The following is a 22,130-nucleotide window of genomic DNA, read 5'->3' as shown; positions in this document are numbered from 1 at the left end:
TGGGTTCGAGAGCCTGGTTACGCGCGCGCCGCGCGAGCCTCATCATGTGCTCATGCCCGCTCTTGTCACCTTGTCCGGGCGCTCCGTGCGCCTGGAACCTCTCAGCCACGCGGTGATCGACGATCTCGTCGCCGCGGCGAGTGAAGACCGCTCCACTTACGCCTTCACTCGCGTCCCGGACGGCCGGGACGAGATGGTCTCCTATGTGGAGGCCGCCATGGCTGAGCAGGCGGAGGGCCGCACGCTGCCCTTCGCCATCCGGTGGCTGAACACCGACCGCGTGGTCGGTGCCACCCGTCTCATGCACCTGGAGTATTGGCAGGGCCCCATGCCCTGGCCTCCGGGTACACGGGGTGCGGTGGGCGACATCCCGTCCGTGGCGGACATCGGTTACACCTGGCTGGGCGCCTGCGCCCAGGGCACCGGCGTCAACCGGGAGAGCAAGTTCCTCATGCTCTCACTCGCCTTCGAGACCTGGAACGTCCACCGCATCACACTCAAGGCAGATGTCAGGAACGTCCGATCCCGGGCCGCCATCGAGGCCCTCGGCGCACACTTCGACGGGGTGCGGCGAGCGGATAGCCGAGGCGCCGACAACACGGTCCGAGATACGGCCTTCTACTCGATCCTGAACTCCGAATGGCCGCTCGTCCGAGAACGGCTGGCCATGCGGCTCGGACTGGTAGAGGCAGCGTAGGAACATCGGCAACGGCCCCGCCCATACTTTTCCGGGCGGGGCCTGTATTTTTCTGCGTCCCCATCGGCTCTACATGACACGCCCCCGTGTCGGTGCGCCATGTACGGCCTGCCATCAGCATGCGGAGGCACGGTCAACACCGGATCAAAGGCGGATCAACGGTTCGTTCCGGCGATCAGCCCAGTTCTAGGTGGTAAGCGGTACTGGATCTATCATTTGGACACAAATCGTTCCATTGCCCGGGAGACAGACGGCATGGCTGGTCAGAGCGTTGAGAGCGGGCTGCGGTTCGCCGTGCTCGGTCCCGTCCGCGCGTGGCGCGAGGGGCAGGAACTCGACCTGGGCACCCCGCTGCAACGCTCGATCCTCGGCATGCTGCTCCTGAGGGAGGGCCGCGCGGTCACCCCCGCCGAGATGATCGACGCCGTGTGGGGCGAGGACGCGCCGCCCCGCGCCCTGGGCGCGCTGCGCACGTACGTCTCCCGCCTGCGCACGGTGCTCGAACCCGACAGGCCCGCCCGCTCCCGTCCCGAGCTGCTGACCTCCATCGGCCGGGGCTACGCCCTCCGCCTGCCCGACGACGCGCTCGACCTGACCCGCTTCGAACGCGGCATCGCCGAGGCCGAGACCGCCCGCAAGGCCGGCCGGCTCTCCGCCGCCGCCGAGGGCATGCGGTCCGCGCTGACCCTGTTCGAGGGCGAGCCGCTGGCCGGCGCCGTCGGCCCGTACGCCGAGCACCAGCGCGACCGCCTGGCCGAACGCCGCGTCAGCGTCATCGAGACGCTCATGGACCTCGACCTGGAGCTGGGCGGGCACGCCGCCGTCGTGTCCGAGCTGATCGCGCTCACCGCCGAGCACCCCCTGCGCGAACGGCTGCGCGCCCAGCTCATGCTGGCCTACTACCGGTGCGGACGGCAGGGCGACGCCCTCAACGTGTTCACCGAGACCCGCGAGGCGCTCATCGACGAGCTGGGCATCGAGCCCGGCAGCGAGCTGACCGCGCTCCACCAGCGCATCCTGGCCGCCGACCCGGCGCTCACCCTCGTGCCGCCGCCCGCCGACCCGGCCGAGCAGGCCGCCGGCGAGCCCGCGGCCGAGGAGGAGGCGCCCGCGCTCGAACTGCCCCGCCCGGCGCAGCTCCCGGCCGCGGTCAACGACTTCACCGGGCGCAAGGAGGTGGCCGTCCGCGTCCACACCCTGCTGTCCGCGCAGTCGTCGGCCGAGGGCGTGCCGGTGGTGGCGTTGTGCGGCATCGGCGGCGTCGGCAAGACCACGCTGGCCGTCCACGTGGCGCACGCGGCCGACGACCTGTTCCCCGACGGCCAGCTCTACGCCGACCTGCGCGGCCACAGCGACGAGGTGACCGCTCCGGAGTCGGCGCTCGGCGGCTTCCTGCGCGCGCTCGGCATCCCGCCGGACGTCATCCCCGACGGCCTGGCCGAACGATCGGCGCTCTACCGCTCGCTGCTGTCCGACCGGCGCATCCTCGTGCTGCTGGACAACGCCCGCGACGCCGACCAGGTCAGCCCGCTGCTGCCGGGCTCGCCGGGCTGCGCCACGATCGTCACCAGCCGGGCCAAGCTGGCCGACCTGCCCGCGGCCCGGCTGATCGACCTCGACGTCATGGAGCCGGACGAGGCGCTTTCGCTGTTCTCCTCCGTCGCCGGGCCCGAGCGGGTGGCCGCCGAGCACGGCGCCGCCATGGACGTGGTCGCCGCCTGCGGTTTCCTGCCGCTGGCCGTCCGGATCGTGGCCGCCCGCCTGGCCGCCCGCCCCTCCTGGACGGTCGCCTCGCTGGTGCCCAGGCTGGCCGACGAGCAGCGCCGCCTCGACGAGCTGCGCGTGGGCAGCCTGGGCGTCGAGGCCACCTTCGCGCTCGGCTACGGCCAGCTCGAACCCGCCCAGGCCCGCGCCTTCCGCCTGCTGTCCCTGCCGAAGGGCCCCGACATCTCGATCGGGGCCGCCGCGGCCGTCCTGGCGATGAACATGTACGAGGCCGAGGAGCTGCTGGAGTCGCTGGTCGACATGAGCCTCCTGGAGGCCACCGCGCCCGGCCGCTACCGCTTCCACGACCTGCTGCGGCTGTTCGCCAGGCGCGTCCTGGACAAGACCGAGCGTCCCGAGGACAAGACGCTGGCGCTGCGCCGGCTGCTCGGCTTCTACCTGACCTCGTCCCGGTCCGCCCACCAGCTGGCCTACGAGGGCAGCATGATCCCCGACAACCTGGCGGTGGTCGGCAGCGGGCTCACCTTCACCACCGTCGACGAGGCCGTGGCCTGGCTGATCTCCGAGGGCGACTCGCTGTTCGCGGCCATCAACCAGGCCGCGACCACCTCCACCGCCGGCGAGCAGCTGCTGCCCGCCGCCGACATGCTGGTGGCCATGGAGCCGCTGCTGGAGGCCGGCACCCACACCCGCGAGTTCGACCAGGGCACCCGTGCCGTGCTCGCCGCCGCCCTGAGCCTCGGCGACGAGGCGAGCGAGCTGCGCTCCCGGTACGTGCTGGGCCGGGTGCTGTTCGCCGGCAACCAGCTCTCCGAGTCCGAGACCCACTTCCGCCGCGTGCACGAGCTCTCCGACGCCCGCGGCGAGAAGATCGTCACCGGCGAGGTGCTCAACGCGCTGGCCGTCGTCGTCGGCCGGCAGCGCCGCCACACCGAGGCCCTCACCCTGTTCGACGCCGCCTCCCGCTACTACCGCGAGAACGGCGTCCCCGCCGGCGAGGCCCTGGTGCTCAGCTACTCGGCCCGCGACCACCTGGGCCTCGGCCACCCCGACGACGCCATCGCCGCGGCGGAGAAGGGCCTGGCCATCTTCACCGAGATCGGCAGCGGCGCCGGCACCGCCCGCGCCCGCTACCACCTGGGCATCGTGCTCAGCCGGGTCGGCCGGCTCACCGAGGCGGTGCACCACCACGCCGAGTGCCTGGCCTTCTTCCGCTCCAGCAAGCAGCGGGTCTGGGAGCAGCGCGTGTGCTCCCGGCTGGCCGAGACGTTCATCGCCGCCGGGCGCTACCCCGACGCCGTACGCCACGCCGAGCAGGCGCTTGTGGTCTCGCGCGAGATCGGCCACCCCTACGGCGAGGCGCTCTCGCTCACCGTCCTCGGCCGGGCGCTACGCGGACTGGGCAGCGCCGCGCGGAGCCTCGACTGCCTCAGGCAGGCCCACGACGTCTTCACCAGGCTCGGCGCCCCCGAGGCCGGCGACCTGAAGCTCCTGCTGGACGGCTTCGCCGTCGAACGGTCCGTCGTCGAGTCCTGAGTACAGCTCGTCGTCCAGACGTGTCATCCACACATGGTTGATCAAGGCTGTCCTTAGTCAATGCCGATGGCAGCCCGGCCGGTCATCCTGACCGCCACGCGTCGCCAGGGGGCCCGGTCATCCGGATGCTTCGCGTGACGGCTAGCCGCCTCACACAGACGACCGGCCGGACTCGACGCGGGCCTTCGAACCCCCCAGGCCCGCGTCTCGGTCAGAAGCCTCCACCGGCGCGGTCAACGTCGGATCAACGGTGAATCAAAGCAGGAAATAACCCTCGGCGATGAGCGGCCGGACCGCGTCGGCGTTGGGGATCTCGCCGTCGCCGACCAGCTCGGCGATCACGTTGAGCAGCGGCCCGAGCGCCAGCTCGCCGTCGCACACGCCGGCCAGGGCGGCCTCGACGGTGCCGACCTCCCTGCTGCGCCGCAGCCCCTGCGTCTGGCGCAGCACGATGCGGATCGGGTCCTCGGCGCCGGGCAGGCCGACGCGTTCGTCCAGCACCCCTTCTGCCGTGCGCAGCAGCGCCGCGTCGAGGTCGGCGGCGCGGTGGGCGGCGGCGATGGAGTCGAGCACGTCGTCGACGTAGTCGCCGACCGGCAGGGCCACCTGGTGGGGCAGGTGCTCCACGCGCACGACCGGGTCGAGGGTGCCCGAGTTGCGCATGGTGATCCAGCCGAAGCCGATGCCCTCGACCTTGCGCTCGTCGAACCAGGCCAGCCACCGGTCGTAGTGGTCGGTGTAGCCCTTGGTGCCCTGCTCGGCCGCGTCCTTGAGCCACAGCTCGACGTATTCGGCCGGGTCCTGCACGTCACGCTGGACGACCCAGGCGTCGCAGCCGGTCTCGCGCAGCCAGCCGCCGACCCGGTCGTGCCAGTCCTCGCCCTCGACGTGCAGCCAGTTGGCCAGGAAGTGGGCCTGGCCGCCGGGCGCGAGGTGGCGCGGGGTGCGCCGGACCAGGTCGCGGCAGAAGTCGTCGGCCTCGCCGCCGGACTCGCGGTAGGTCAGCGTGCGCTCGGCCCCGGGGGCGATGACGAACGGCGGGTTGCTGACGACCAGGTCGAACAGCTCGCCCTCGACCGGCTCGAACATCGACCCCACCCGCGCGTCGACGCCCGTCACGCCGGACAGCTCCCAGCTCAGCCGGGCCAGCTCCACGGCGCGCGGGTTGAGGTCGGTGGCCACCACCTGCTCGGCCCGCCCGTCGAGGTGGAGCACCTGGACGCCGCAGCCCGTGCCGAGGTCGAGCGCGCGCGTGACGGGCCGGCGGCTGGCGAGCTGGGCCAGGTTGGCCGAGGCGCCCCCGGCCCCCACGACGTGGTCGGCCCGCAGCGCCGGGTCGCCGGGCCGGACCTTGCGGTCGGAGACCACGTAGCCGCCGGTCTCCCACGGCTGGAGGTGCACGGTCGCCCTGATCAGGTCGCCGTCGGCCGACACCAGCCCCGACTCCAGGACGGCGGCCGGCACGGACCTGGCCGGCACCGGCACGCCGAGCCACCAGAGCCTGATCAGGGTGCCCAGCGGGTCGCCGTCGGCGGTCGCCCGCAGGGCCGGTACGAGCTCCTCCCGCGCCAGGGCCGAGGCCGCCATGGCGCCGAGCCGGTCGCGGACGCCGTCGATCGTGTAGCCGGTTTCGAGGAGGTGATGGCGCAGTCGTTCCACGGACACCATCCTTTCACCAGCCACCGACAGTGCTCATACTGTTACTTACACACCCAAGCGTTCTGCAAGCCATGGACAAGTGGGTGGCGGTATCTCTAGGGGTGCAAGACGCCGTACCGAGGAGCGCGCCCCCATGCTGATCCCCTGCTTGGCCTGCGAGTCGCGATTCGGGCCCGACGAGTACTTCAACGCCTGCTCCGACTACAACCGGGGCCTGGACCTGGTCTCGTGGACCTGCCCGCGCTGCGGCAACCGCGACGACCTGCGCGTGCTGCCCGGCGAGCTGGGGTTCGGCTACCCCTCGCGCGGCAGGTTCGACGTGCACGACCGGCTGCGCGTGCCCGGCCTGCGCAGGCAGCGCGGCGACCTGCGGCTGGACATCTCCCTCGACCGCTCCCGCTGGCAGGTCAGGACGCGGATCCGGCAACCGGCCTGACCGGCGCGCACGCGTACGCGGGCGGCTCGCCCCGCAGCAGCCGCGCGATGTCCTCCACCAGCGCCTCCGCCAGCTCCTCCAGGCTCTCCCCGGTGGCCTCGCCGAGCCTGGGCGTGAGCACCACGTTCGGCAGCCTGGTCAGCGGGTGGGCCGGATCGAGCCATTCGCCCTCGAAGTGGTCGAGCCCGGCGCCGCCCACCCGGCCCTGGCGCAGCGCGTCCACCAGGGCGGTCAGGTCGTGCAGGGCGCCGCGCGAGGTGTTGAGGTAGATCGCGCCCTGGCGCATCGCGCCGAACTCGCTGTAGCCGAACAGGCCCCTCGTGTCCGGGGTCAGCGGCACGTGCAGCGACACCACGTCGGCCTCGGCCAGCAGCGCGGGCAGGCTGTGCGTGGCCTCGGGGACGAACGGGTCGCAGGTGACCACCCGCATGCCCAGCCCCTGGCAGCGCCAGCGCATGGCCCGGCCCACCCGGCCCAGGCCGACGATGCCGAACGTGCGTCCGGTGAGCCGCCTGCCGCGGTGGCGCTGGGCGGGGGGCACCCTGCCGCGGTGGGCGCGGCCTCTGCGCACCTCGCGGTCGGCGGTGACGATGTTCCTGCTGACCGCGAACAGCAGCGCGAGCGTCAGCTCGGCGACCGCCTCGGGGTCGCGGTCCGGGGCGTGCAGGACGGTGACCCCGCGCTCGGCGGCCAGGCGCAGGTCGACCCCCGTGGGGGCGCCCAGGCTGGCCACGATGTCGATGTGGAGTCCGAGCACCGAGGTGCGAACCTGGTCGCCGTCGGTGATGAGCACGTTCGCGCCGGTCTCGATGACCAGGTCGGCGAGCTGCTCGTCGGTGAAGCCGACGCTCGGCCGGGGAGGAGCCTCGGCCACGTCGGCGACCTCGCCCAGACGGGCGAGCGCGCTCTCCGGCAGGTCGGGCAGCACGAGCGCCCGAGGTCTTCTCACATTTGGACAATAACACCACAGACGGTACTCAGATCATTGCTCCCCGCGCTGGCGGAGACTCTGCCAGGCCGCCTCGCCCAGGCCCTTGATCTCTTCCTCGGTCGGGGTGTGCGCCCCGGCGAACCACAGGCGGCACATCTCCTGCGCCGGCCCGAGCCACAGGACGTAGCACATGGTGGCGTGGACGGGCTGGAGCTGCCCGTTCTTCATGTGCGGCTTCCACCAGTCGGAGACCTGGCGGAAGAACGCGCGCCTGGCCTCGGCCACCTCGGCGCCGCCCGGCTCGTTCTTGCGCGGCGGTCGCTCGCTGACCAGGATCCTGGCCCGCTCGGGGTGCTCGCCGGCCCAGCGCATGTGGAAGGCGACCACGGCCTCGATGCCGGCGCGGGCGTCGTCGTGCCGGACCAGCTCGGCGAGGAACTCCTGCTGGTAGGCGTCGAGGATCTCGGCGTACAGGACGCCGTAGACGTGCTCTTTGCTGGCGAAGTGGTGGTAGAAGCTGCCGACGCTTACACCGCTCTCCTCGCGCAGACTGGCCAGCGTGGTGGCCGAGACACCGTCCTGGCTGAAGCGGCGGAGGGCGCCCTCGATGATGCGGGTGCGGCCGTCGCGTCCGTTCTTGACACTCTTCACACTGTCAATGGTGTGCTACCAGAACCTTGTTCCGCAAATACTCCGGCCAGATCGATCATAGCGGTCACTTCGACCGTCCCCGACGCGACCTTCATCCGGGCGTCCGGCCACAGCCTGCGGACGAGCCTGAGCACCCGCCGGTTCTCGCCCAGCACGTCCATCCCGACCGTGCGCGCCCCCCGCACGGCGGCCCTGAGCAGCAGGGTGTCGACGAGCCGCGGGCCGAGCCCGTTCCCCTGCCAGTGGTCGGCCACGACGACGGCCACCTCGACGTCGGCGCAGCCGCCCCGGTAGCTCATGGCGTGCCCGACGATCTCGTCCCCGGCGGTGACGACGAGCGCGTCGCGGCGCTCGTCCAGGGTCAGCAGGGTGCGTACGAGGTGGGCGGCCGGGACGGTCACGCCGGTGAAGAACCGCAGGGTCTGGGTGTGCAGCGACAACCCCGCCAGGAAGCGTCGGATCCGGTCCTCGTCGTCCGGGCGGACCGGGCGGATCTGGGTTCCGTGCATAGACCCAGCCTGCCCCGCAGAGCTGAGTCTGTCAATTGAACTCAGATATAATGCCGAGATGAACGTGCCGTTCCGATTGGGCTTCCGGGTGGACAACTGCTCGATCGAGCGCACCCTGGACATCGTCGGGGAGAAGTGGACCTTCCTGGTGCTGCGCGAGGCGTTCAGCGGCGTGCGCAGGTTCGCCGACATGCAGGCGGTCACCGGCGCCCCCCGCCAGGTGCTCAGCGCGCGCCTGGCCCGGCTGGTCGACGAGGGCCTGCTGCGCAAGGAGCCCTACCGCGAGCCCGGCCAGCGCCAGCGCGACGAATACCGGCTGACCGACAAGGGCCGCGACCTCTATCCGCTGCTCGTCGCGCTCATGCATTGGGGTGACAAATACCTGGCCGACGAGGAGGGCCCGCCGGTGCTGCTCACCCACCGCGACTGCGGCGCCCCCATCGAGCTGCGCTTCCGCTGCGCCGAGGGCCACGAGGTGGCCGGGCCGCGCGAGGTCACGCCGGTGCCCGGCCCGGGCCCGGGGGCGCGCGACGTCTAGCGGGCGAGCCGCGTGAGGGAGCACCCGCCCCGGTGCCTAACCTTGAAGGCGTGTACCGGTTCCTGCTGACGCCCCGGTGGCTGGCGCTCCACGTCGTGGTGCTGCTGGTCATCCCCGCCTTCGTGTTCCTGGGCAGGTGGCAGTTCGGGCGTTTCGAGGAGCGGTCCGACAACAAGGACAGGGTGACGGCCAACATCGAGGCCGCCGCCGTCCCGCTCGACCGGCTCGCGGCTCCCGGCCGGCAGGTCGGCGAGGGCGACCGTTACCGCACGGTCGTCGCGTCCGGCACGTACGACGCCGCCCACGGCCTGCTCGTACGCCGCCGTCCGCAGGAGGGCCGCAACGGCTTCTACGTCCTGACCCCGCTCGTCACCGGCCAGGGCGCCGCCGTGATCGTCAACCGTGGCTGGATCCCGGCCGCGGCCAGCGCCGACGCGGCTCCCCAGGTCCCCGCCCCGCCCACCGGACAGGTAACTGTCACCGGGCGGCTACGTCAGAGCGAGACCGAAGACTCCACCGGCATCCGCGAGCGGTCCGGGCTGCCGGACGGCCAGGTGCTGCTGATCGACGCGGCCAAGATCGGGCAGCGGATGCCGTACCGGCTGGTGGGCGGCTATGTCGAGCTCACCGGGCAGCAGCCGCAGGCCGCCGCCGCGCCCGCTCTGGTGCCCGCCCCCGACGTCGGCTCCGGCGGCGGCCTCAACCTGGCCTACGGGGTCCAGTGGTGGCTGTTCATCGGCATCGCGATCGGCGGCTGGGTCCTGCTGATCCGGCGCGAGGTGGCCGAGCGGAAGTCGGGGAAGCCCGCCGGTGAGTCCGTGGCGGCCCAGGAGGCGGAAACCGCCGCCAATTAAGGTGTGAAGGGTGATCCGCCACATTGAGTTCGCCAATCTCCGCAATTTTCGTGACGTAGGTGGATATGCCACCGAGGACGGGCGCACCGTCCGGTGGCAGCGGCTCTACCGGGCCGACTCCCTGGGCTGGCTGGCCGGCGACGACCTGCGGGCCTTCCACGCGCTGCGCGTGCGCACCGTGATCGACCTGCGGCATCCCGCCGAGGTCGAGCGGGCCGGCCGGGTGCCGGAGACCGAGGGGCTGCGCTACCGCAACCTGCCGATCGAGGGCCGCCCCTGGGACATCGCCCGGTTCACCGAGGAGATCGGCGTCGAGCGCTACCTCGCCGACCGGTACCTGGAGGTGACCGAGGACGGCGTGGAGAACCTGCGCGCCGCCGTGGAGACGGTCGCCGTCGCGGAAAACGCGCCGGTCGTCATCCACTGCGCGGTGGGCAAGGACCGCACCGGCCTGCTCACCGCGCTGATCCTCTCGCTCGTCGGCGTCGCCGAGGACGACATCGTCGCCGACTACGCCCTGACCGGCCTGGCGACCGAGCGCTTCATCGCCGACCAGCGCACGAGGCACCCGGACACCCCGCTGTGGCCGGGGTTCGGCCGCGCCCCCGCCCGGGCCATGCGCCTGTTCCTGGACGACCTGATCGACCGGCACGGCTCCGTCGAGGGCTACGTCACCGGCGTACTCCAGGTCGACCGGGCCACCATCGCCGAACTTCGCGAAAATCTCCTGACTGATTCGATCTCCCGCGGGTAGAAGCCGCCGGGGTCCGCAAGGGGCAGCATCCTCAAGGACCCCACAAGCCCGGGATCGCCCCCATCCCCCTCCAGGCGGTCCCGGGTTCGAATGCATGGATACCCAACGGATACGTCGCAGCTTGTTCGACGTTATGCCGCCGTCGTACGGTTACCTGCGTGACTACGCCGCTGCTCCCCGACCCTGACCCCCGGCGGCGCGACTATGTGATCATCTCCGCCGACGATCACCTGATCGAGCCTCCTGACCTCTTCGAGGACAGGCTCCCGGAGAAATACGCCGACGTCGCGCCCAAGGTCGTGGAGACGGACGCCGGCCACCAGGTCTGGCGCTACGGCGGGGCCACGTACCCGTGCGCGGGCATCGACGTGGGCGCCGGGCTGCCGCGCGAGCAGTGGACCCTGGATCCGGTCAGGTTCGAGCAGATGCGTCCCGGCTGCCACGACATCGAGGCCCGCGTCCAGGACATGGACGTCGCCGGCATCTGGGCCGCGCTGTGCTTCCCCGGCATGCTGGCCGGCCAGGCGGGCATGCCGTTCGCCCGCACCCGCGACCAGGAGCTCGGCCTCGCCCTGGTCAAGGCGTGGAACGACTGGCACATCGACGTCTGGGCGGGCACCTACCCCGAGCGGATCATCGGCCTGCAACTGCCGTGGCTGCCCGATCCCGACATCGCCGCCAAGGAGATCAGGGCCAACGCCGCCCGCGGCTTCAAGGCCGTGGTCTTCCCCGAGTTCCCGACCAGGCTCAGGCTGCCGTCGATCCACACCGGCCACTGGGACCCGTTCTTCGCCGCCTGCGAGGAGACCGGCACGGTCGTGGCCCTGCACACCGGCGACTCCTCCTGGTCGCCCGTGCCCTCGCCCGACACGCCCATCGAGGCGATCACCACGCTGATGCCCACCAGCGCCATGTTCGCCTGCGCCGACTGGCTCTGGTCGGGCCTGCCGCTGCGCTTCCCCGGGCTGCGCATCCTCATCGTCGAGGGCGGGGTCGGCTGGCTGCCGATGCTGGCCGAGCGCGCCGACTACGCGCTCGACCACCCGGTCGCGGGCGAGGCCGCCTGGGACGGCGGCCTCAAGCCCAGCGAGGTGCTGCGCCGCAACTTCTTCTTCGGCACGCTCGACGACCACGCGCTGTCCGGCGTGCGGCTGGCGGTCGGCCTCGACCATGTGCTCCAGGAGAGCGGTTACCCGCACTCCGACTCGACCTGGCCCGACACCCAGAAGGCCGTGGCCGCCAACCTCGGCGCGCTGCCGCCCGCCGACATCGCCAGGGTCGCCTACGGCAACGCCGCCCGCCTGTTCGGGCACCCGCTGCCCTCGCGTGCCTGGCTGCGGATGGAGGAGATCTAACCCTCCTCCGCCAGCCTGCCCTGGATGATCCTGCGCTCGTGCTCGACGTAGCGACCGCTCTCGCCGAGCAGCGAGGCGATCAGCCACAGGAACACGCCGAAGTCGTCGGCCACGCCGATGAGCACCAGGAAGTCGGGGATCACGTCGACCGGCGACAGGATGTAGACCACGCCGAGCGCCATCAGGGCGAGCTTGCCCTTGCCCATGCCGTCGTAGCGGCCGCGGGTGACCGCGCCGATCATGCGCGGGATCGCCCGCACCCTGGTCAACATCCCCGGCGTGCCAGGCTTGGTCACCTCGCGGTACGTCCGCCACGCCGCCGCTGCCCGTGCTGCCTTCGCCATCATGAGGATCCTCCTACCCCCGGCTTCTCACGACATAACGCGTCAGCCGGGTGAGGGGTTCCTGACGTCACCGCATGGCGGCGTGCTCGAACGGCCTGACCTGCTCGATCTGCGCGGCCACCCGGATCAGCAGATCCTCCCGTCCGGCCGCCGCGACGAGCTGCACGCCGACCGGCATGCCCGCCGCGTCCCTGTGCAGCGGCAGCGAGACGGCGGGCTGTCCGGTCGCGTTGATCGGCGAGGTGTAGGCCACCACCTGCGCGGTCCTGCCGAACGCGGTGCTGAGGTCGGTGGGCGGGATCCAGCCGAGACGGAACGGCGCCGCCCCCGACGACGGCATCAGCAGCAGGTCGTTGCCCTCGGCCCACCAGGAGGCCATGCGGCGGCGGAAGCCGTCCACCCACTGGGTGGCCAGGATGTGGTCGGCCGCGCTGTTGGCGCGGGCGGCGGTGACCATGGCCGCGTTGCGCGGTTCGAGCTCGTGCAGCTCCACCGGCCTGCCGCGGGCCGCGCCCAGGCTCACGACGTGCGCGGCGAGGTTGTCGGCGACGATCGCGGCGAAGTGCCGGGCGAACTCCGGCTCGGCGAGCGCCGGCGGGCCGCCGGGCGTCACGTCGTGACCGAGGCTCTCCAGCAGCGCCGCCGCCCGGGTGACGGCCTCGGCCAGGTCGGGATCGGCGGACACGTCCGGCCTCGGGTGGGCGGTCAGGAAGCCGATGCGCAGCCGTCCCGGGTCGGCGTGCAGCTCGGCGGTCAGGGGGCCGGGCAGCGCGGGGGCGTCGTAGGGGTCGCCCGGCTCGTAGCCGGAGACCGCGTCGAGCGCGGCGGCCGTGTCGCGTACGGTCCTGCTCACGAAGCCGGGGCAGGAGAAGCCGCTCCAGCCCTCGCCCGCGGACGGGCCCATGCTCAGCCGGCCGCGCGTCGGCTTGAGCCCCACCAGGCCGCACAGCGAGGCCGGGACGCGGATCGAGCCGCCGCCGTCGCTCGCCGTGGCCAGCGCGACCATGCCCGCGGCCACCGCCGCCGCCGAGCCGCCGCTCGACCCGCCCGCCGAGTACGCCGGGTCGTAGGGGTTGCGGGTGGGGCCGTACGCCAGCGGCTCGGTCGTGACCGTGCTGCCGAACTCAGGGGTGTTCGTCCGGCCCAGCAGCACGAAACCGGCCCGGCGCAGGCGGACCACGCCGTGGCCGTCCTGGGCGGCGTCCTGGTCGTCGAGCACCCGCGAGCCCGCGGCGTACGGCTCGCCGGCCTGCCGCCAGCCCAGGTCCTTCAGCAGGATCGGCACGCCGCGGAAGGGCGCGTCCGCCGGGAGGCCGTCGATCTCGGCCAGCGCCCGCTCGAACCGCCGGTGGACGACGGCGTTGAGCTCGCCGTCGTGGGCCTCGACGGCGGCGATGGCGGCCTCGGCCAGCTCGCGGGCCGACACCTGCCCGTCCCTGACCGCCTGGGCCTGGCCGACGGCGTCGAGCCGCAGCACGTCGTCCATCAGCCCTCCTGGACCGGGGCCAGGTCGCGCACGGCCTGCTCGATCGGCACCTCGCCGCCGGGGATGGGCGCGAGCACCGGCGTGTCGAGCCCGTTGTCGACGTACTGGCGGATCCTGGCCCGGCAGGTGGCGGCGTCCCCGTGCACGACGAGGGCGTCGACCACCTCGTCGGGGATGGCCTTGAGCGCGGCCTGGCGGTCGCCCGCGGCCCACGCCTCGTGCATGGGACGCAGCACCTCGCCCCGGCCGAGCCAGTCGTGGAAGGCGGCGTAGGCGGGCACGGTCAGGTAGCTCGCCAGCATCCACCTGGCCATCTCGCGCACCTTGCCGGCGTCCTCGCTCACGCAGACGAACAGGCGGGCGATCAGCTCGGTGTCCGGGCCGATCTCGGCGCGCACCTTGGGCACGTCCTCGGGGGCGAGCCAGTTGGTGATCGCGCCGTCGGCCTCCTCGGCGGCCAGGCGCAGCATCCGGGGCCGCAGGGCGGCCAGCACGATCTTGGGTGCGGTCTTCGGCGCCCGTTCCAGCTTGAAGCCCTTGATCTCGAACGTCTCGTACCGCTCGGAGACCTTCTCCCCCGCCAGCGCCCTCCGCAGGAAGCGCAGCGTGTCGCGGGTACGGGCGTACGGCTTGGCGAACTCCACGGCGTTCCACCGCTCGACGATCGCCGGCGAGGAGGAGCCGATGCCGAGCACGAACCGGCCGGGGGCCAGGTCGGCCAGGGTGGCCGCGGACATGGCCAGCAGCCCCGGCCCCCGCGTGGAGACCGGGACGATCGCGCTCCCGAGCCGCAGACCCGGAGCCCACTGGGTGGCCATCGCCAGGGGGACGAACCCGTCGTTCCCGTTGACCTCGGCCGACCAGGCGTCGGTGTAGCCGAGGCCCGGCAGCTCCGCGATCAGCTCCTGCGACCTGGCCAGGGAACGGTCGTAGAAGGGGATGGTCATGCCCCAGTTCGGCGTCATTCATGGCCTCCGGTTCGGCGACGGTGAGCCGACCATACCAAGCGGTATGTCGCCAGAAGGAGCCCCCTATGCCCGCAATTCGTGCACCGCGGCGATGAAGTCCTTCGTTATCCCCTGCAATCCGGGCAGATGCGACAACCCGACCAGCCGGTCCACCAGCGGCACCGTGACCTCGATCAGCCGGTACGTCCGCACGCACCCCGGCGAGGTGTCGTGCACCCAGAACAGCACCATGCCCATCGACAGCAGCCACAGCAGCTCGGGCAGCTCGGCCCGCAACTCGGCGTTCATCCGGTCCTTCGACCCCTCGACCACCTCGCGGTAGATCCCGATGGACGCCTCCCGCGCCGGCGACGACTGCGCGCTGAACGGGCTCAGCGGGTTCGTCGGCTCGGCCGCGTGCTTGAAGAACTTCACCGCGAACTCGTGGTACGGCTCCGACACGCGCACCCACTCGCGCAGCACCCCGCTCAGCCGCGCGGCGAACGACCTCTCCGTGGCCAGGAACTCCCGGCAGGCCTGCTCGTGCTCGGCCTGCGCACGGTCGTAGTAGGCCTGGATCAGCGCCTCCTTGCTCTCGAAGTAGTAGTAGGCGTTGCCCACTGACACCCCTGCCTCGGCGGCGATGGCGCGCATGGTCGTCGCGTCGAAGCCACGCTCACGGAACAGTCGCAAGGCCGTCTCGACGATGACCTCTCGGGTGCTCTCCGATCCTCTGTTTCGGGCTTCGGACACGTTCGTCACTTTACGTCTTGAAAGCGCGGTGGGTCATGGAGTGGCACGGTGATCGCCGCCACAGGGCAAAGATGACTATGAGACATGAGTTATCTCCTGGGAATGGTGGGATTGTCGTTTCAGGCGGAAGGGCTCTTTTCCGCGAAAAGGCATCGACATGTGGATACGTGGAACAGCGCGCACCTTCGCGGTGGCGCTCCTCGGCATTCAGATCACCATAATCGCGCTGGCGTCGGCCGCTTCCGCCGCCTCCCACCCATCAGGTGGAGAGCGGGTTCAGGCGCCAACACCGTTCAACCGTCCTGACGAGACCGGGGGGATGCTCGACCTGTCCCTGTGGTTCCCGGAGGGGATCGACGGGCCGTGGACGAACATCCGGCAGGCCGCCCTAGAGGCGGCCCTGGCGGAGACATACCAGGTCGAGCAGCACCAGGCGGACCCCGCGGCCGCCAAGTCCCAGCTGTCGAAGGAGGACTCCGAGGAGACGGAGGACGCCTGGGCCGAGGCCGAGGACGCGTTCGTCGCGCAGCCGGACGCGCAGGATCGCGCCGAGCGCTCAGAAGCCGTCACGAGGCCCGCGAGCGTCGAGGAGGCGATGACGCCCCGGAGCCGGCCGCAGAGGTCGCAGCAGCGATCTCAGCTTGATCTGGCGCGGGTGCTGCCCAGGCAGGCCGCCATGCACATGACCCACGCGCTGGCCGCCCGCTGGCTCAAGAGCTCGGGCCTGCGCACGAAGTCGTCGGGCCACTGTACGAGCCGCCACATGCACCACTGCACCTCGCTCGACTCCGTCAGGGCCGGCACGATCGCCCGGATCATCGACCTCAAGCATGACAGCGGCTGCCCGGTCATGGTGACCGGCGGCACCGAGGCGGGCCACGCGCCCGGCCAGTACAGCCACGGAAACGGCTACAAGCTCGACATCACGCACAACGCGTGCATCGACCGCTACATCACCAAGCACCACCGCAAGACGGGCGTCCGCGGCGACGGCGCCGCGCTCTACCGCTCCGCCACCGGAACCGTCTTCGCCAACGAGAGCAGCCACTGGGACATCCTCTTCCGGTGACAGGCCCCGCCCGCGCGAGAACGTGACTCGCCGGGCAACCACGAACCGCCGGGAAACGCGACTCTTCGGAGAAGGCGACAGATCTCGCCAGGAAAACGCGAAGGACGCCGCACACTGGCACGGCGTCCCCACGGAGTCGGCCGGGCTACAGCTCGGAGGCCACCAGCTCGGCGATCTCAGCCGCGTTGAGCGCGGCGCCCTTGCGCAGGTTGTCGCCGCAGACGAACAGGTCGAGCGTGTTCGGGAAGTCGATCGCCTGGCGGACGCGGCCCACGTAGGTCGGGTCGTTGCCGACCACGTCGAGCGGCGTCGGGAAGACGCCGTTGGCCGGGTCGTCCATCAGCACCACCGTCGGCGCCGCCGAGAGCACGCGGTGGGCGTCCTCGACCGTGATCTCACGCTCGAAGCGGGCGTGCACGGCCAGCGAGTGGGTGGTGATCACCGGCACGCGGACGCAGGTCGCCGAGACCTTAAGGTCGGGGATGCCGAGGATCTTGCGCGACTCGTTGCGCAGCTTGAGCTCCTCGGACGCCCAGCCGCCGTCCTTGTACGAGCCCGCCCACGGCACCACGTTGAACGCGATCGGCGCCGGGAACGGCGACTCCCCGGCCAGCTTGTCGGCCAGGACGTTGCGCACGTCGCCGGCCGTCTGGCCGATCGAACGGTCGCCGGCCAGGGCCTCGACCTCGTCGTAGAGCCGGGCCGAGCCGGCCACGCCCGCGCCCGACACCGCCTGGTAGGAGGCGACGACGAGCTCCTTGAGCACGTACTCGGCGTGCAGCGCGCCCATGGCCGCCATCATCGACAGCGTGGTGCAGTTGGGGGTCGAGATGATGTTCCTGGGCCGCTCGCGCGCGTCGAGCGGGTTGACCTCGGGCACCACCAGCGGCACGTCGGGCTCCATGCGGAACGTGCCGGACTTGTCGATCGCGATCGCGCCGCGCTCGGCCGCGATCGGCACCCACACGGCCGACACCTCGTCGGGCACGTCGAAGATGGCGATGTCGATGCCGTCGAAGACCTCGGGCGCGAGCGCCTGGACCACGACGTCCTCGCCGCGCACGCTCAGCACCTTGCCCGCCGAGCGCGGGGAGGCCACGAGGCGGATCTCGCCCCAGATGTCCTCCCGGGTGGACACGATGTCCCGCATGACGGTGCCCACGGCGCCGGTGGCGCCGATCAGGGCGAGATTGGGCCTGCTCATCGTCCGCTACCTCCGTACACCACTGCTTCGACCTGGTCGGCGTCGAGATCGAAGGCACGGTGGGCGGCCGCCACGGCCGCGTCGACACCGTCCTGCTCGACGATCACCGAGATGCGGATCTCCGAGGTGGAGATCATCTCGATGTTGACCCCCGCGTCGGCGAGGGCCGCGAAGAACGTCGCCGTGACGCCGGGGTGCGAGCGCATGCCCGCGCCGATCAGCGACACCTTCCCGATCTGGTCGTCGAAGAGCAGCGACTCGTAGCCGATGCGGCCCTGGATCTTCTTCAGCGCGGTCAGCGCCACCTGGCTGTCGGCCGTGGGCAGCGTGAAGGAGATGTCCGTGCGGCCCGTGGCCGCGGCCGACACGTTCTGGACGATCATGTCGATGTTGATCTCGGCGTCGGCCAGCGTTTTGAAGATCGAGGCAGCCTCGCCGACCTTGTCGGGGACCCCGACAACAGTGATCTTGGCCTCGCTCCGGTCGTGCGCGACGCCGGAGATGATCGGCTGCTCCATCTCGGTTCCTTCGGTGTAAGGGTCGGAGACGACCCACGTGCCTTCCGTGGTGCTGAACGAGCTGCGTACGTGGATCGGCAGGTCGAACCGCCGAGCGTACTCGACGCAGCGCAGATGCAGGATCTTCGCGCCGCAGGCCGCCATCTCCATCATCTCGTCGTACGAGATCTTGGGGATCTTGCGGGCGACGGGCACGATGCGGGGGTCGGCCGTGAAGATGCCGTCGACGTCGGTGTAGATCTCGCAGACGTCGGCCTCCAGGGCCGCCGCCAGCGCGACCGCGGTGGTGTCGGAGCCGCCGCGGCCCAGCGTGGTGATGTCCTTGGTGTCCTGCGAGACGCCCTGGAAACCGGCCACGATCGCGATGTGACCCTGGTCGAGCGCCTCACGGATGCGGCCCGGCGTCACGTCGATGATGCGCGCCTTGCCGTGGGTGGAGTCGGTGATCACGCCGGCCTGCGAGCCGGTGAACGAGCGCGCCTCGTGGCCGAGGTTGGCGATCGCCATGGCCAGCAGGGCCATCGAGATGCGCTCTCCGGAGGTCAGCAACATGTCGAGCTCGCGGCCCGGAGGCAGCGGCGACACCTGCTCGGCCAGGTCGAGCAGCTCATCCGTCGTGTCGCCCATCGCGGAGACGATCACGACCACGTCGTTGCCGGTTTTTTTCGTCGCGACGATCCGCTGCGCGACCCGCTTGATGCAGGACGCGTCGGCGACGGACGAACCACCGTACTTTTGCACAACGAGCGCCACGAGAGTCTCCCGGTCTGGACTGTGAACTGCCAGTCTACTGGGGGCCTCTCATGGGCCTGATGGCTCATACCACTATGTGGATGATCATCACACGGTGGTGGCTTCCTCCGCCACGTCGAGCCGCGAGTGCGCGGCGAGGGCCTGCAGCGCGCGCATCGCCGCGCCCGCGTGGTTGCCCCAGGTGTTGAAGTAGGAGTACTGCCACCACCACAGCGCCTCGTGCGGACGGCCCGCGTGGAAGTGACGCAGCCCGTGGATGAGGTCGGCGGCCACCGCGGTCAGGTCGTCCGACAGCCGGTACGGCGTGACCGACGTGTCCTTGTACGGGTCGAACACCTCGGCGTAGTCGTCGACCGCCTCCAGCCGCTCGGCCAGCGCCGTGCGCACCCCGTCGATGTCGGGGTCCTCGCTCATCGGCGGTTCGTAGTTGCCCGACAGGATCACGTCGCGGTTGGCGCCGAGCTTGGCGCCGGCCAGGCTCACCTGCGCGACCTCCACCAGGAGCAGCGACCAGATCGCGTCGCCGCCCTCACCGCCGGCGACCCTGGTCAGGCCGTCGACGTAGTTCTGCGCGTGCGCGGCGATCTCTTCGGCGAGCACATCCCACATATCAGACATCCAGGAGCCTCCGTCCTTCGAAAGCACGGCCCAGGGTCACCTCGTCGGCGTACTCGAGGTCACCGCCCACCGGCAGGCCGCTGGCGAGTCGTGTCACTTTGATGCCCATCGGCTTGACCAGCCGGGCGAGGTAGGTAGCGGTCGCCTCGCCTTCGAGGTTGGGGTCGGTGGCGAGGATGAGCTCGGTGACCCGCCCGTCGGCCAGGCGCGTCATGAGCTCGCGGATGCGCAGGTCGTCGGGGCCGATGCCGTCGATCGGGCTGATCGCGCCGCCGAGCACGTGGTACGTGCCGCGGTACTCGCGCGTCTTCTCGATCGCCACGACGTCCTTCGACTCCTCGACCACGCAGATGACGTGCGTGTCGCGCCGCGGGTCACGGCAGATGCGGCACTCCTCCTCGGAGGCCACGTTGCCGCACACCCGGCAGAAGCGCACCTTGTCCTTGACTTCGAGCAGCGCGTGCGCCAGCCGCCTGACGTCGGCCGGATCGGCCGCCAGCAGGTGGAACGCGATGCGCTGCGCGCTCTTCGGACCGACGCCGGGCAGCATGCCGAGCTCGTCGATCAGGTTCTGGACGACCCCTTCGTACATGCCTAGAACCCTGGCAGCTGTCCGAGTCCGCCGCCGCCCAGACCTTGGGCGAGCGGGCCGAGCTTCTCCTGCTGCAGGTCGGCGGCGGCGCGCACCGCGTCGCGGACGGCCGCGATCACCAGGTCGGCGATCGTGTCGGCGGTGTCCTGCGGGTCGGCCGCGTCGATCACGCTCGGGTCGATCTTGAGTTCGAGCAGCTCACCTGAGCCGTTGACGACGGCAGTGACCATGCCGCCGCCCGACGAGCCCTCGATCTGCGCGTCGTTGAGCTCCTGCTGGGCGCTCACAAGCTGCTGCTGCATGAGCTGAGCCTGCTCCAGCAGCTGCTGCAGGTTGACATCCCCTGGGTTCACCGTCGTGCGCTCCTCGTGGCTCCGGTTCTTGACTGCCACGAGCCTACGGTGTTTGGGCGGCGTCATGTACTGGGAGGGCTCCCCATGTTTCCCTCCAGGCATTCGTCACGGACCTTTGTCATGGCCGGATCTCGGCCCCCCTCCAGTGTCCGAGACCCGGCCATCACGTCGGACGGAGCGGCCGCACCACGCCGACGCGTGTTTCGGAACGCTAGTGCGCCCAACGTTGCACACACGTTGCGTTCATTCAATCACCCTACGCAATCCCCCTGAACGGCTTGCGCATATCGCCGCCAGGACGGATGCTCGTTGTTGACTACTTGGAGTGACCGATGAGTTACGGCCATCTCGATGCGTACTCCCGTCTTCTACGCGGAGCACACGAAGCGGCGGCTACCGGGCAGAGCTCGCCCGATTCGCCCCGCACCCTGATCACGGCCTCGTGGCGGCGCTCGCTCGCGGCGGGGATCGACCCGGATGGCCGCAGCGCCCCTTTGGTCTGCGAGTCCGCCGACGTCGTCGAGATCCGCGAGGCTCATCCGCTGCGGCCGCTGCTGCCCCTGCTCGCCCAGACGCTCTCCGGCCTGGCAGACGAGGCCGAGCATGTCATGATCGTCACGGACCGTGACGGACGAGTGCTCTGGCGTGAGGGCAAAGGCGGCATCCTGCGCGATGCGGACCAGGTGGGCCTGGCTGACGGCCATCACTGGGGCGAGCGCATGGCCGGCACCAACGGCATCGGCACCGCGCTGGCCACCGGCCGGCCGGTGCACGTCTACTCCGAGGAACACCTGATGCGGGTGCTGCACGTCTGGTCGTGCAGCGCGGCGCCGATCAGCGATCCGGAGTCGGGCAACGTCATCGGCTGCGTCGACGTCAGCGGCATCGCGCGGTCCCTGCATCCGGCGACCGTCGCCCTGGTCAGCGCGACCGCCAAGCTCGCCGAGTCGCAGCTCGCCGTACGGATGCACGAGCGCGACGAACGCCTGCGCCGCCGCTACGAGTCGCTGCGCAACCGGGGCGGCATCCTGCTCTCGCCCACGGGCCGGGTCATCTCGGGCGATCCCATGGGCCGGCTCGGCGCCCGCCTCCCCCTGTCCGGCCAGCGCATGATCCTTCGTGACGGGAGCGTCGCCTTCCTCGAACCCTTCTGCGACGGCTACCTCCTGCGCGACACGCCGTCCGCGACGCCGCCCACCCTGCGGCTGACCTGTCTCGGCGAGGGCACCCCGACGGCCGACCTGGGCGAGCGCCCGCGTCCGCTCTCGCTGCGCCACGCCGAGATCCTGGCCCTGCTCGCGCTGCATCCCCAGGGCCTGTCGGCCGACCAGCTCTCGTTCCACCTCTACGGCGACGACGGAAACCCCGTGACCATCCGGGCCGAGATCCACCGGCTGCGCGGTCAGCTCGGGGAGGTGCTGGCGGCGAAGCCGTACCGGCTGGTCTGCCCGGTCGAGGCGGACTTCCTCGGCGTTCGCCGGCTTCTCGACTCGGGCGACACCGCCGCGCTGGCCCGCGCCTATCCCGGGCCGCTCCTGCCGCGCTCGGAGTCGCCGGACATCCGGCGCGAACGCGAGGAGCTCGAAGCCCAGGTACGCGCGTGCCTTTTGCGCCACGGCTCGCCCGACGACCTGTGGACCTACGCCCAGACGCCCAACGGCCGCGACGACTACCAGATCCTGGAACGCCTGTCGGCCCTGCCGCCGACGGACCCCCGCTCGGCCGCCGCCCGCGCCCGACTCTTCCCCTGACAACCGTCCGGCCTCGGCCCGTGTCCGGCTCTTCCTCCAACAGCCGTCCAGCCGGCGCCCGGCTCTTCCCCTGACCTCAGCCCGGCTTCGGCCGGAG

General features: G+C 71.3%; 22 protein-coding genes. 9 read left to right on the top strand and 13 right to left on the bottom strand.

Features of this window, described 5'->3' with window-relative positions; genetic code table 11:
• The first annotated feature begins 52 nt into the window (after positions 1-52).
• Both ACIBQ8_RS27015 and ACIBQ8_RS27010 read left to right on the top strand, forming a co-directional pair.
• Positions 53-697: a GNAT family protein gene (locus ACIBQ8_RS27015; RefSeq protein ID WP_352318377.1), complete on the top strand. Its 645-nt coding sequence runs from the start codon at positions 53-55 to the stop codon at positions 695-697.
• A gap of 255 nt (positions 698-952) precedes the next feature.
• Entirely contained in the window at positions 953-3,958 is a 3,006-nt protein-coding gene (locus tag ACIBQ8_RS27010) for an AfsR/SARP family transcriptional regulator (RefSeq protein ID WP_397193269.1), read from the top strand.
• A 255-nt stretch (positions 3,959-4,213) separates the two neighbouring features.
• Here the strand turns inward: ACIBQ8_RS27010 and ACIBQ8_RS27005 are convergent, their stop codons facing one another.
• Entirely contained in the window at positions 4,214-5,626 is a 1,413-nt protein-coding gene (locus tag ACIBQ8_RS27005) for a methyltransferase (RefSeq protein WP_397193268.1), read from the bottom strand.
• Between the two features lie 124 nt (positions 5,627-5,750).
• Here ACIBQ8_RS27005 and ACIBQ8_RS27000 point away from each other — a divergent pair, with 124 nt between their 5' ends.
• Entirely contained in the window at positions 5,751-6,053 is a 303-nt protein-coding gene (locus ACIBQ8_RS27000; RefSeq protein WP_352318383.1) for a hypothetical protein, read from the top strand.
• On the opposite strand, the gene ACIBQ8_RS26995 is transcribed toward ACIBQ8_RS27000, so the two are convergent.
• From ACIBQ8_RS26995 to ACIBQ8_RS26985, 3 genes are read right to left on the bottom strand one after another with little or no spacing between them, the layout of a single operon-like run.
• On the bottom strand, positions 6,025-7,002 hold the full coding sequence (locus tag ACIBQ8_RS26995) for an NAD(P)-dependent oxidoreductase (protein ID WP_397178717.1): 978 nt from the start codon (positions 7,000-7,002) through the stop codon (positions 6,025-6,027). The two genes, ACIBQ8_RS27000 and ACIBQ8_RS26995, sit on opposite strands and share 29 nt — an antisense overlap.
• 33 nt (positions 7,003-7,035) lie before the next feature.
• On the bottom strand, positions 7,036-7,635 hold the full coding sequence (locus tag ACIBQ8_RS26990; protein WP_397178718.1) for a TetR/AcrR family transcriptional regulator: 600 nt from the start codon (positions 7,633-7,635) through the stop codon (positions 7,036-7,038).
• Positions 7,632-8,144, bottom strand: coding sequence for a GNAT family N-acetyltransferase (locus ACIBQ8_RS26985; protein WP_397193267.1), 513 nt, complete (start codon positions 8,142-8,144; stop codon positions 7,632-7,634). The genes ACIBQ8_RS26990 and ACIBQ8_RS26985 overlap by 4 nt, the downstream gene beginning before the upstream one ends.
• Before the next feature lie 58 nt (positions 8,145-8,202).
• Between ACIBQ8_RS26985 and ACIBQ8_RS26980 the strand changes: the two genes are divergently transcribed.
• The 4 genes from ACIBQ8_RS26980 to ACIBQ8_RS26965 all read left to right on the top strand — a co-directional run bounded on the left by ACIBQ8_RS26980 (position 8,203) and on the right by ACIBQ8_RS26965 (position 11,645).
• Positions 8,203-8,682 carry a winged helix-turn-helix transcriptional regulator gene (locus ACIBQ8_RS26980; protein ID WP_397178720.1) on the top strand — a complete coding sequence of 160 codons (480 nt, stop codon included), beginning with the start codon at positions 8,203-8,205 and terminating at the stop codon, positions 8,680-8,682.
• 32 nt (positions 8,683-8,714) lie between these two features.
• Positions 8,715-9,536, top strand: a complete 822-nt coding sequence (locus tag ACIBQ8_RS26975; RefSeq protein WP_397193266.1) for an SURF1 family protein — start codon at positions 8,715-8,717, stop codon at positions 9,534-9,536.
• A gap of 10 nt (positions 9,537-9,546) precedes the next feature.
• Positions 9,547-10,290 carry a tyrosine-protein phosphatase gene (locus ACIBQ8_RS26970; protein WP_352318395.1) on the top strand — a complete coding sequence of 248 codons (744 nt, stop codon included), beginning with the start codon at positions 9,547-9,549 and terminating at the stop codon, positions 10,288-10,290.
• 158 nt (positions 10,291-10,448) lie between these two features.
• Positions 10,449-11,645 carry an amidohydrolase family protein gene (locus ACIBQ8_RS26965; RefSeq protein ID WP_352362172.1) on the top strand — a complete coding sequence of 399 codons (1,197 nt, stop codon included), beginning with the start codon at positions 10,449-10,451 and terminating at the stop codon, positions 11,643-11,645.
• Here ACIBQ8_RS26965 and ACIBQ8_RS26960 read toward each other — a convergent pair.
• The 4 genes from ACIBQ8_RS26960 to ACIBQ8_RS26945 all read right to left on the bottom strand — a co-directional run bounded on the left by ACIBQ8_RS26960 (position 11,642) and on the right by ACIBQ8_RS26945 (position 15,175).
• Positions 11,642-11,992, bottom strand: coding sequence for a YkvA family protein (locus tag ACIBQ8_RS26960; RefSeq protein WP_397178722.1), 351 nt, complete (start codon positions 11,990-11,992; stop codon positions 11,642-11,644). The two genes, ACIBQ8_RS26965 and ACIBQ8_RS26960, sit on opposite strands and share 4 nt — an antisense overlap.
• A gap of 64 nt (positions 11,993-12,056) precedes the next feature.
• Positions 12,057-13,475 (bottom strand): amidase, encoded by a 1,419-nt coding sequence (locus tag ACIBQ8_RS26955; RefSeq protein ID WP_397193265.1) that lies wholly within the window; start codon positions 13,473-13,475, stop codon positions 12,057-12,059.
• A complete protein-coding gene (locus ACIBQ8_RS26950; protein ID WP_397193264.1) occupies positions 13,475-14,440 on the bottom strand; it encodes an LLM class F420-dependent oxidoreductase in 966 nt (321 codons plus the stop codon). The genes ACIBQ8_RS26955 and ACIBQ8_RS26950 overlap by 1 nt, the downstream gene beginning before the upstream one ends.
• A gap of 66 nt (positions 14,441-14,506) precedes the next feature.
• Positions 14,507-15,175, bottom strand: a complete 669-nt coding sequence (locus ACIBQ8_RS26945) for a TetR family transcriptional regulator (protein ID WP_352318405.1) — start codon at positions 15,173-15,175, stop codon at positions 14,507-14,509.
• Between the two features lie 319 nt (positions 15,176-15,494).
• Between ACIBQ8_RS26945 and ACIBQ8_RS26940 the strand changes: the two genes are divergently transcribed.
• Positions 15,495-16,244, top strand: coding sequence for a hypothetical protein (locus ACIBQ8_RS26940; RefSeq protein ID WP_397178725.1), 750 nt, complete (start codon positions 15,495-15,497; stop codon positions 16,242-16,244).
• Positions 16,245-16,389: 145 nt separating this feature from the next.
• Here ACIBQ8_RS26940 and ACIBQ8_RS26935 read toward each other — a convergent pair whose 3' ends face one another.
• The 5 genes from ACIBQ8_RS26935 to ACIBQ8_RS26915 form a co-directional block, all read right to left on the bottom strand.
• Positions 16,390-17,448 carry an aspartate-semialdehyde dehydrogenase gene (locus tag ACIBQ8_RS26935; protein WP_397178726.1) on the bottom strand — a complete coding sequence of 353 codons (1,059 nt, stop codon included), beginning with the start codon at positions 17,446-17,448 and terminating at the stop codon, positions 16,390-16,392.
• On the bottom strand, positions 17,445-18,719 hold the full coding sequence (locus ACIBQ8_RS26930) for an aspartate kinase (protein WP_352318411.1): 1,275 nt from the start codon (positions 18,717-18,719) through the stop codon (positions 17,445-17,447). Before ACIBQ8_RS26930 ends, ACIBQ8_RS26935 begins: the two co-directional genes overlap by 4 nt.
• An 87-nt stretch (positions 18,720-18,806) precedes the next feature.
• Entirely contained in the window at positions 18,807-19,337 is a 531-nt protein-coding gene (locus ACIBQ8_RS26925; protein ID WP_352362187.1) for a DUF5063 domain-containing protein, read from the bottom strand.
• Positions 19,330-19,929, bottom strand: coding sequence for a recombination mediator RecR (gene recR / locus ACIBQ8_RS26920; protein ID WP_352318415.1), 600 nt, complete (start codon positions 19,927-19,929; stop codon positions 19,330-19,332). Before recR ends, ACIBQ8_RS26925 begins: the two co-directional genes overlap by 8 nt.
• 2 nt (positions 19,930-19,931) lie before the next feature.
• The gene (locus tag ACIBQ8_RS26915; protein ID WP_125640519.1) at positions 19,932-20,282 is read right to left on the bottom strand and encodes a YbaB/EbfC family nucleoid-associated protein; all 351 of its coding nucleotides are present in this window, start codon (positions 20,280-20,282) and stop codon (positions 19,932-19,934) included.
• A 494-nt stretch (positions 20,283-20,776) separates the two neighbouring features.
• Between ACIBQ8_RS26915 and ACIBQ8_RS26910 the strand changes: the two genes are divergently transcribed.
• Positions 20,777-22,033 (top strand): GAF domain-containing protein, encoded by a 1,257-nt coding sequence (locus ACIBQ8_RS26910; protein ID WP_397178727.1) that lies wholly within the window; start codon positions 20,777-20,779, stop codon positions 22,031-22,033.
• Positions 22,034-22,130: the final 97 nt, after the last annotated feature.

Origin of the sequence: Nonomuraea sp. NPDC049646 (genome assembly GCF_044465525.1) — a bacterium.
Classification (GTDB): Bacteria; Actinomycetota; Actinomycetes; order Streptosporangiales; family Streptosporangiaceae; genus Nonomuraea.
This window is presented reverse-complemented; position numbering and strand designations above follow the sequence as displayed.

Coding starts and splice junctions, on each gene's coding strand:
- ACIBQ8_RS27015 (WP_352318377.1), top strand. CDS start 53: ATGCCCGCTCTTGTCACCTTGTCCGGGCGCTCCGTGCGCCTGGAACCT.
- ACIBQ8_RS27010 (WP_397193269.1), top strand. CDS start 953: ATGGCTGGTCAGAGCGTTGAGAGCGGGCTGCGGTTCGCCGTGCTCGGT.
- ACIBQ8_RS27005 (WP_397193268.1), bottom strand. CDS start 5,626: ATGGTGTCCGTGGAACGACTGCGCCATCACCTCCTCGAAACCGGCTAC.
- ACIBQ8_RS27000 (WP_352318383.1), top strand. CDS start 5,751: ATGCTGATCCCCTGCTTGGCCTGCGAGTCGCGATTCGGGCCCGACGAG.
- ACIBQ8_RS26985 (WP_397193267.1), bottom strand. CDS start 8,144: ATGCACGGAACCCAGATCCGCCCGGTCCGCCCGGACGACGAGGACCGG.
- ACIBQ8_RS26980 (WP_397178720.1), top strand. CDS start 8,203: ATGAACGTGCCGTTCCGATTGGGCTTCCGGGTGGACAACTGCTCGATC.
- ACIBQ8_RS26960 (WP_397178722.1), bottom strand. CDS start 11,992: ATGATGGCGAAGGCAGCACGGGCAGCGGCGGCGTGGCGGACGTACCGC.
- ACIBQ8_RS26955 (WP_397193265.1), bottom strand. CDS start 13,475: ATGGACGACGTGCTGCGGCTCGACGCCGTCGGCCAGGCCCAGGCGGTC.
- ACIBQ8_RS26950 (WP_397193264.1), bottom strand. CDS start 14,440: ATGACGCCGAACTGGGGCATGACCATCCCCTTCTACGACCGTTCCCTG.
- ACIBQ8_RS26940 (WP_397178725.1), top strand. CDS start 15,495: ATGCTCGACCTGTCCCTGTGGTTCCCGGAGGGGATCGACGGGCCGTGG.
- ACIBQ8_RS26935 (WP_397178726.1), bottom strand. CDS start 17,448: ATGAGCAGGCCCAATCTCGCCCTGATCGGCGCCACCGGCGCCGTGGGC.
- ACIBQ8_RS26925 (WP_352362187.1), bottom strand. CDS start 19,337: ATGTCTGATATGTGGGATGTGCTCGCCGAAGAGATCGCCGCGCACGCG.
- recR (WP_352318415.1), bottom strand. CDS start 19,929: ATGTACGAAGGGGTCGTCCAGAACCTGATCGACGAGCTCGGCATGCTG.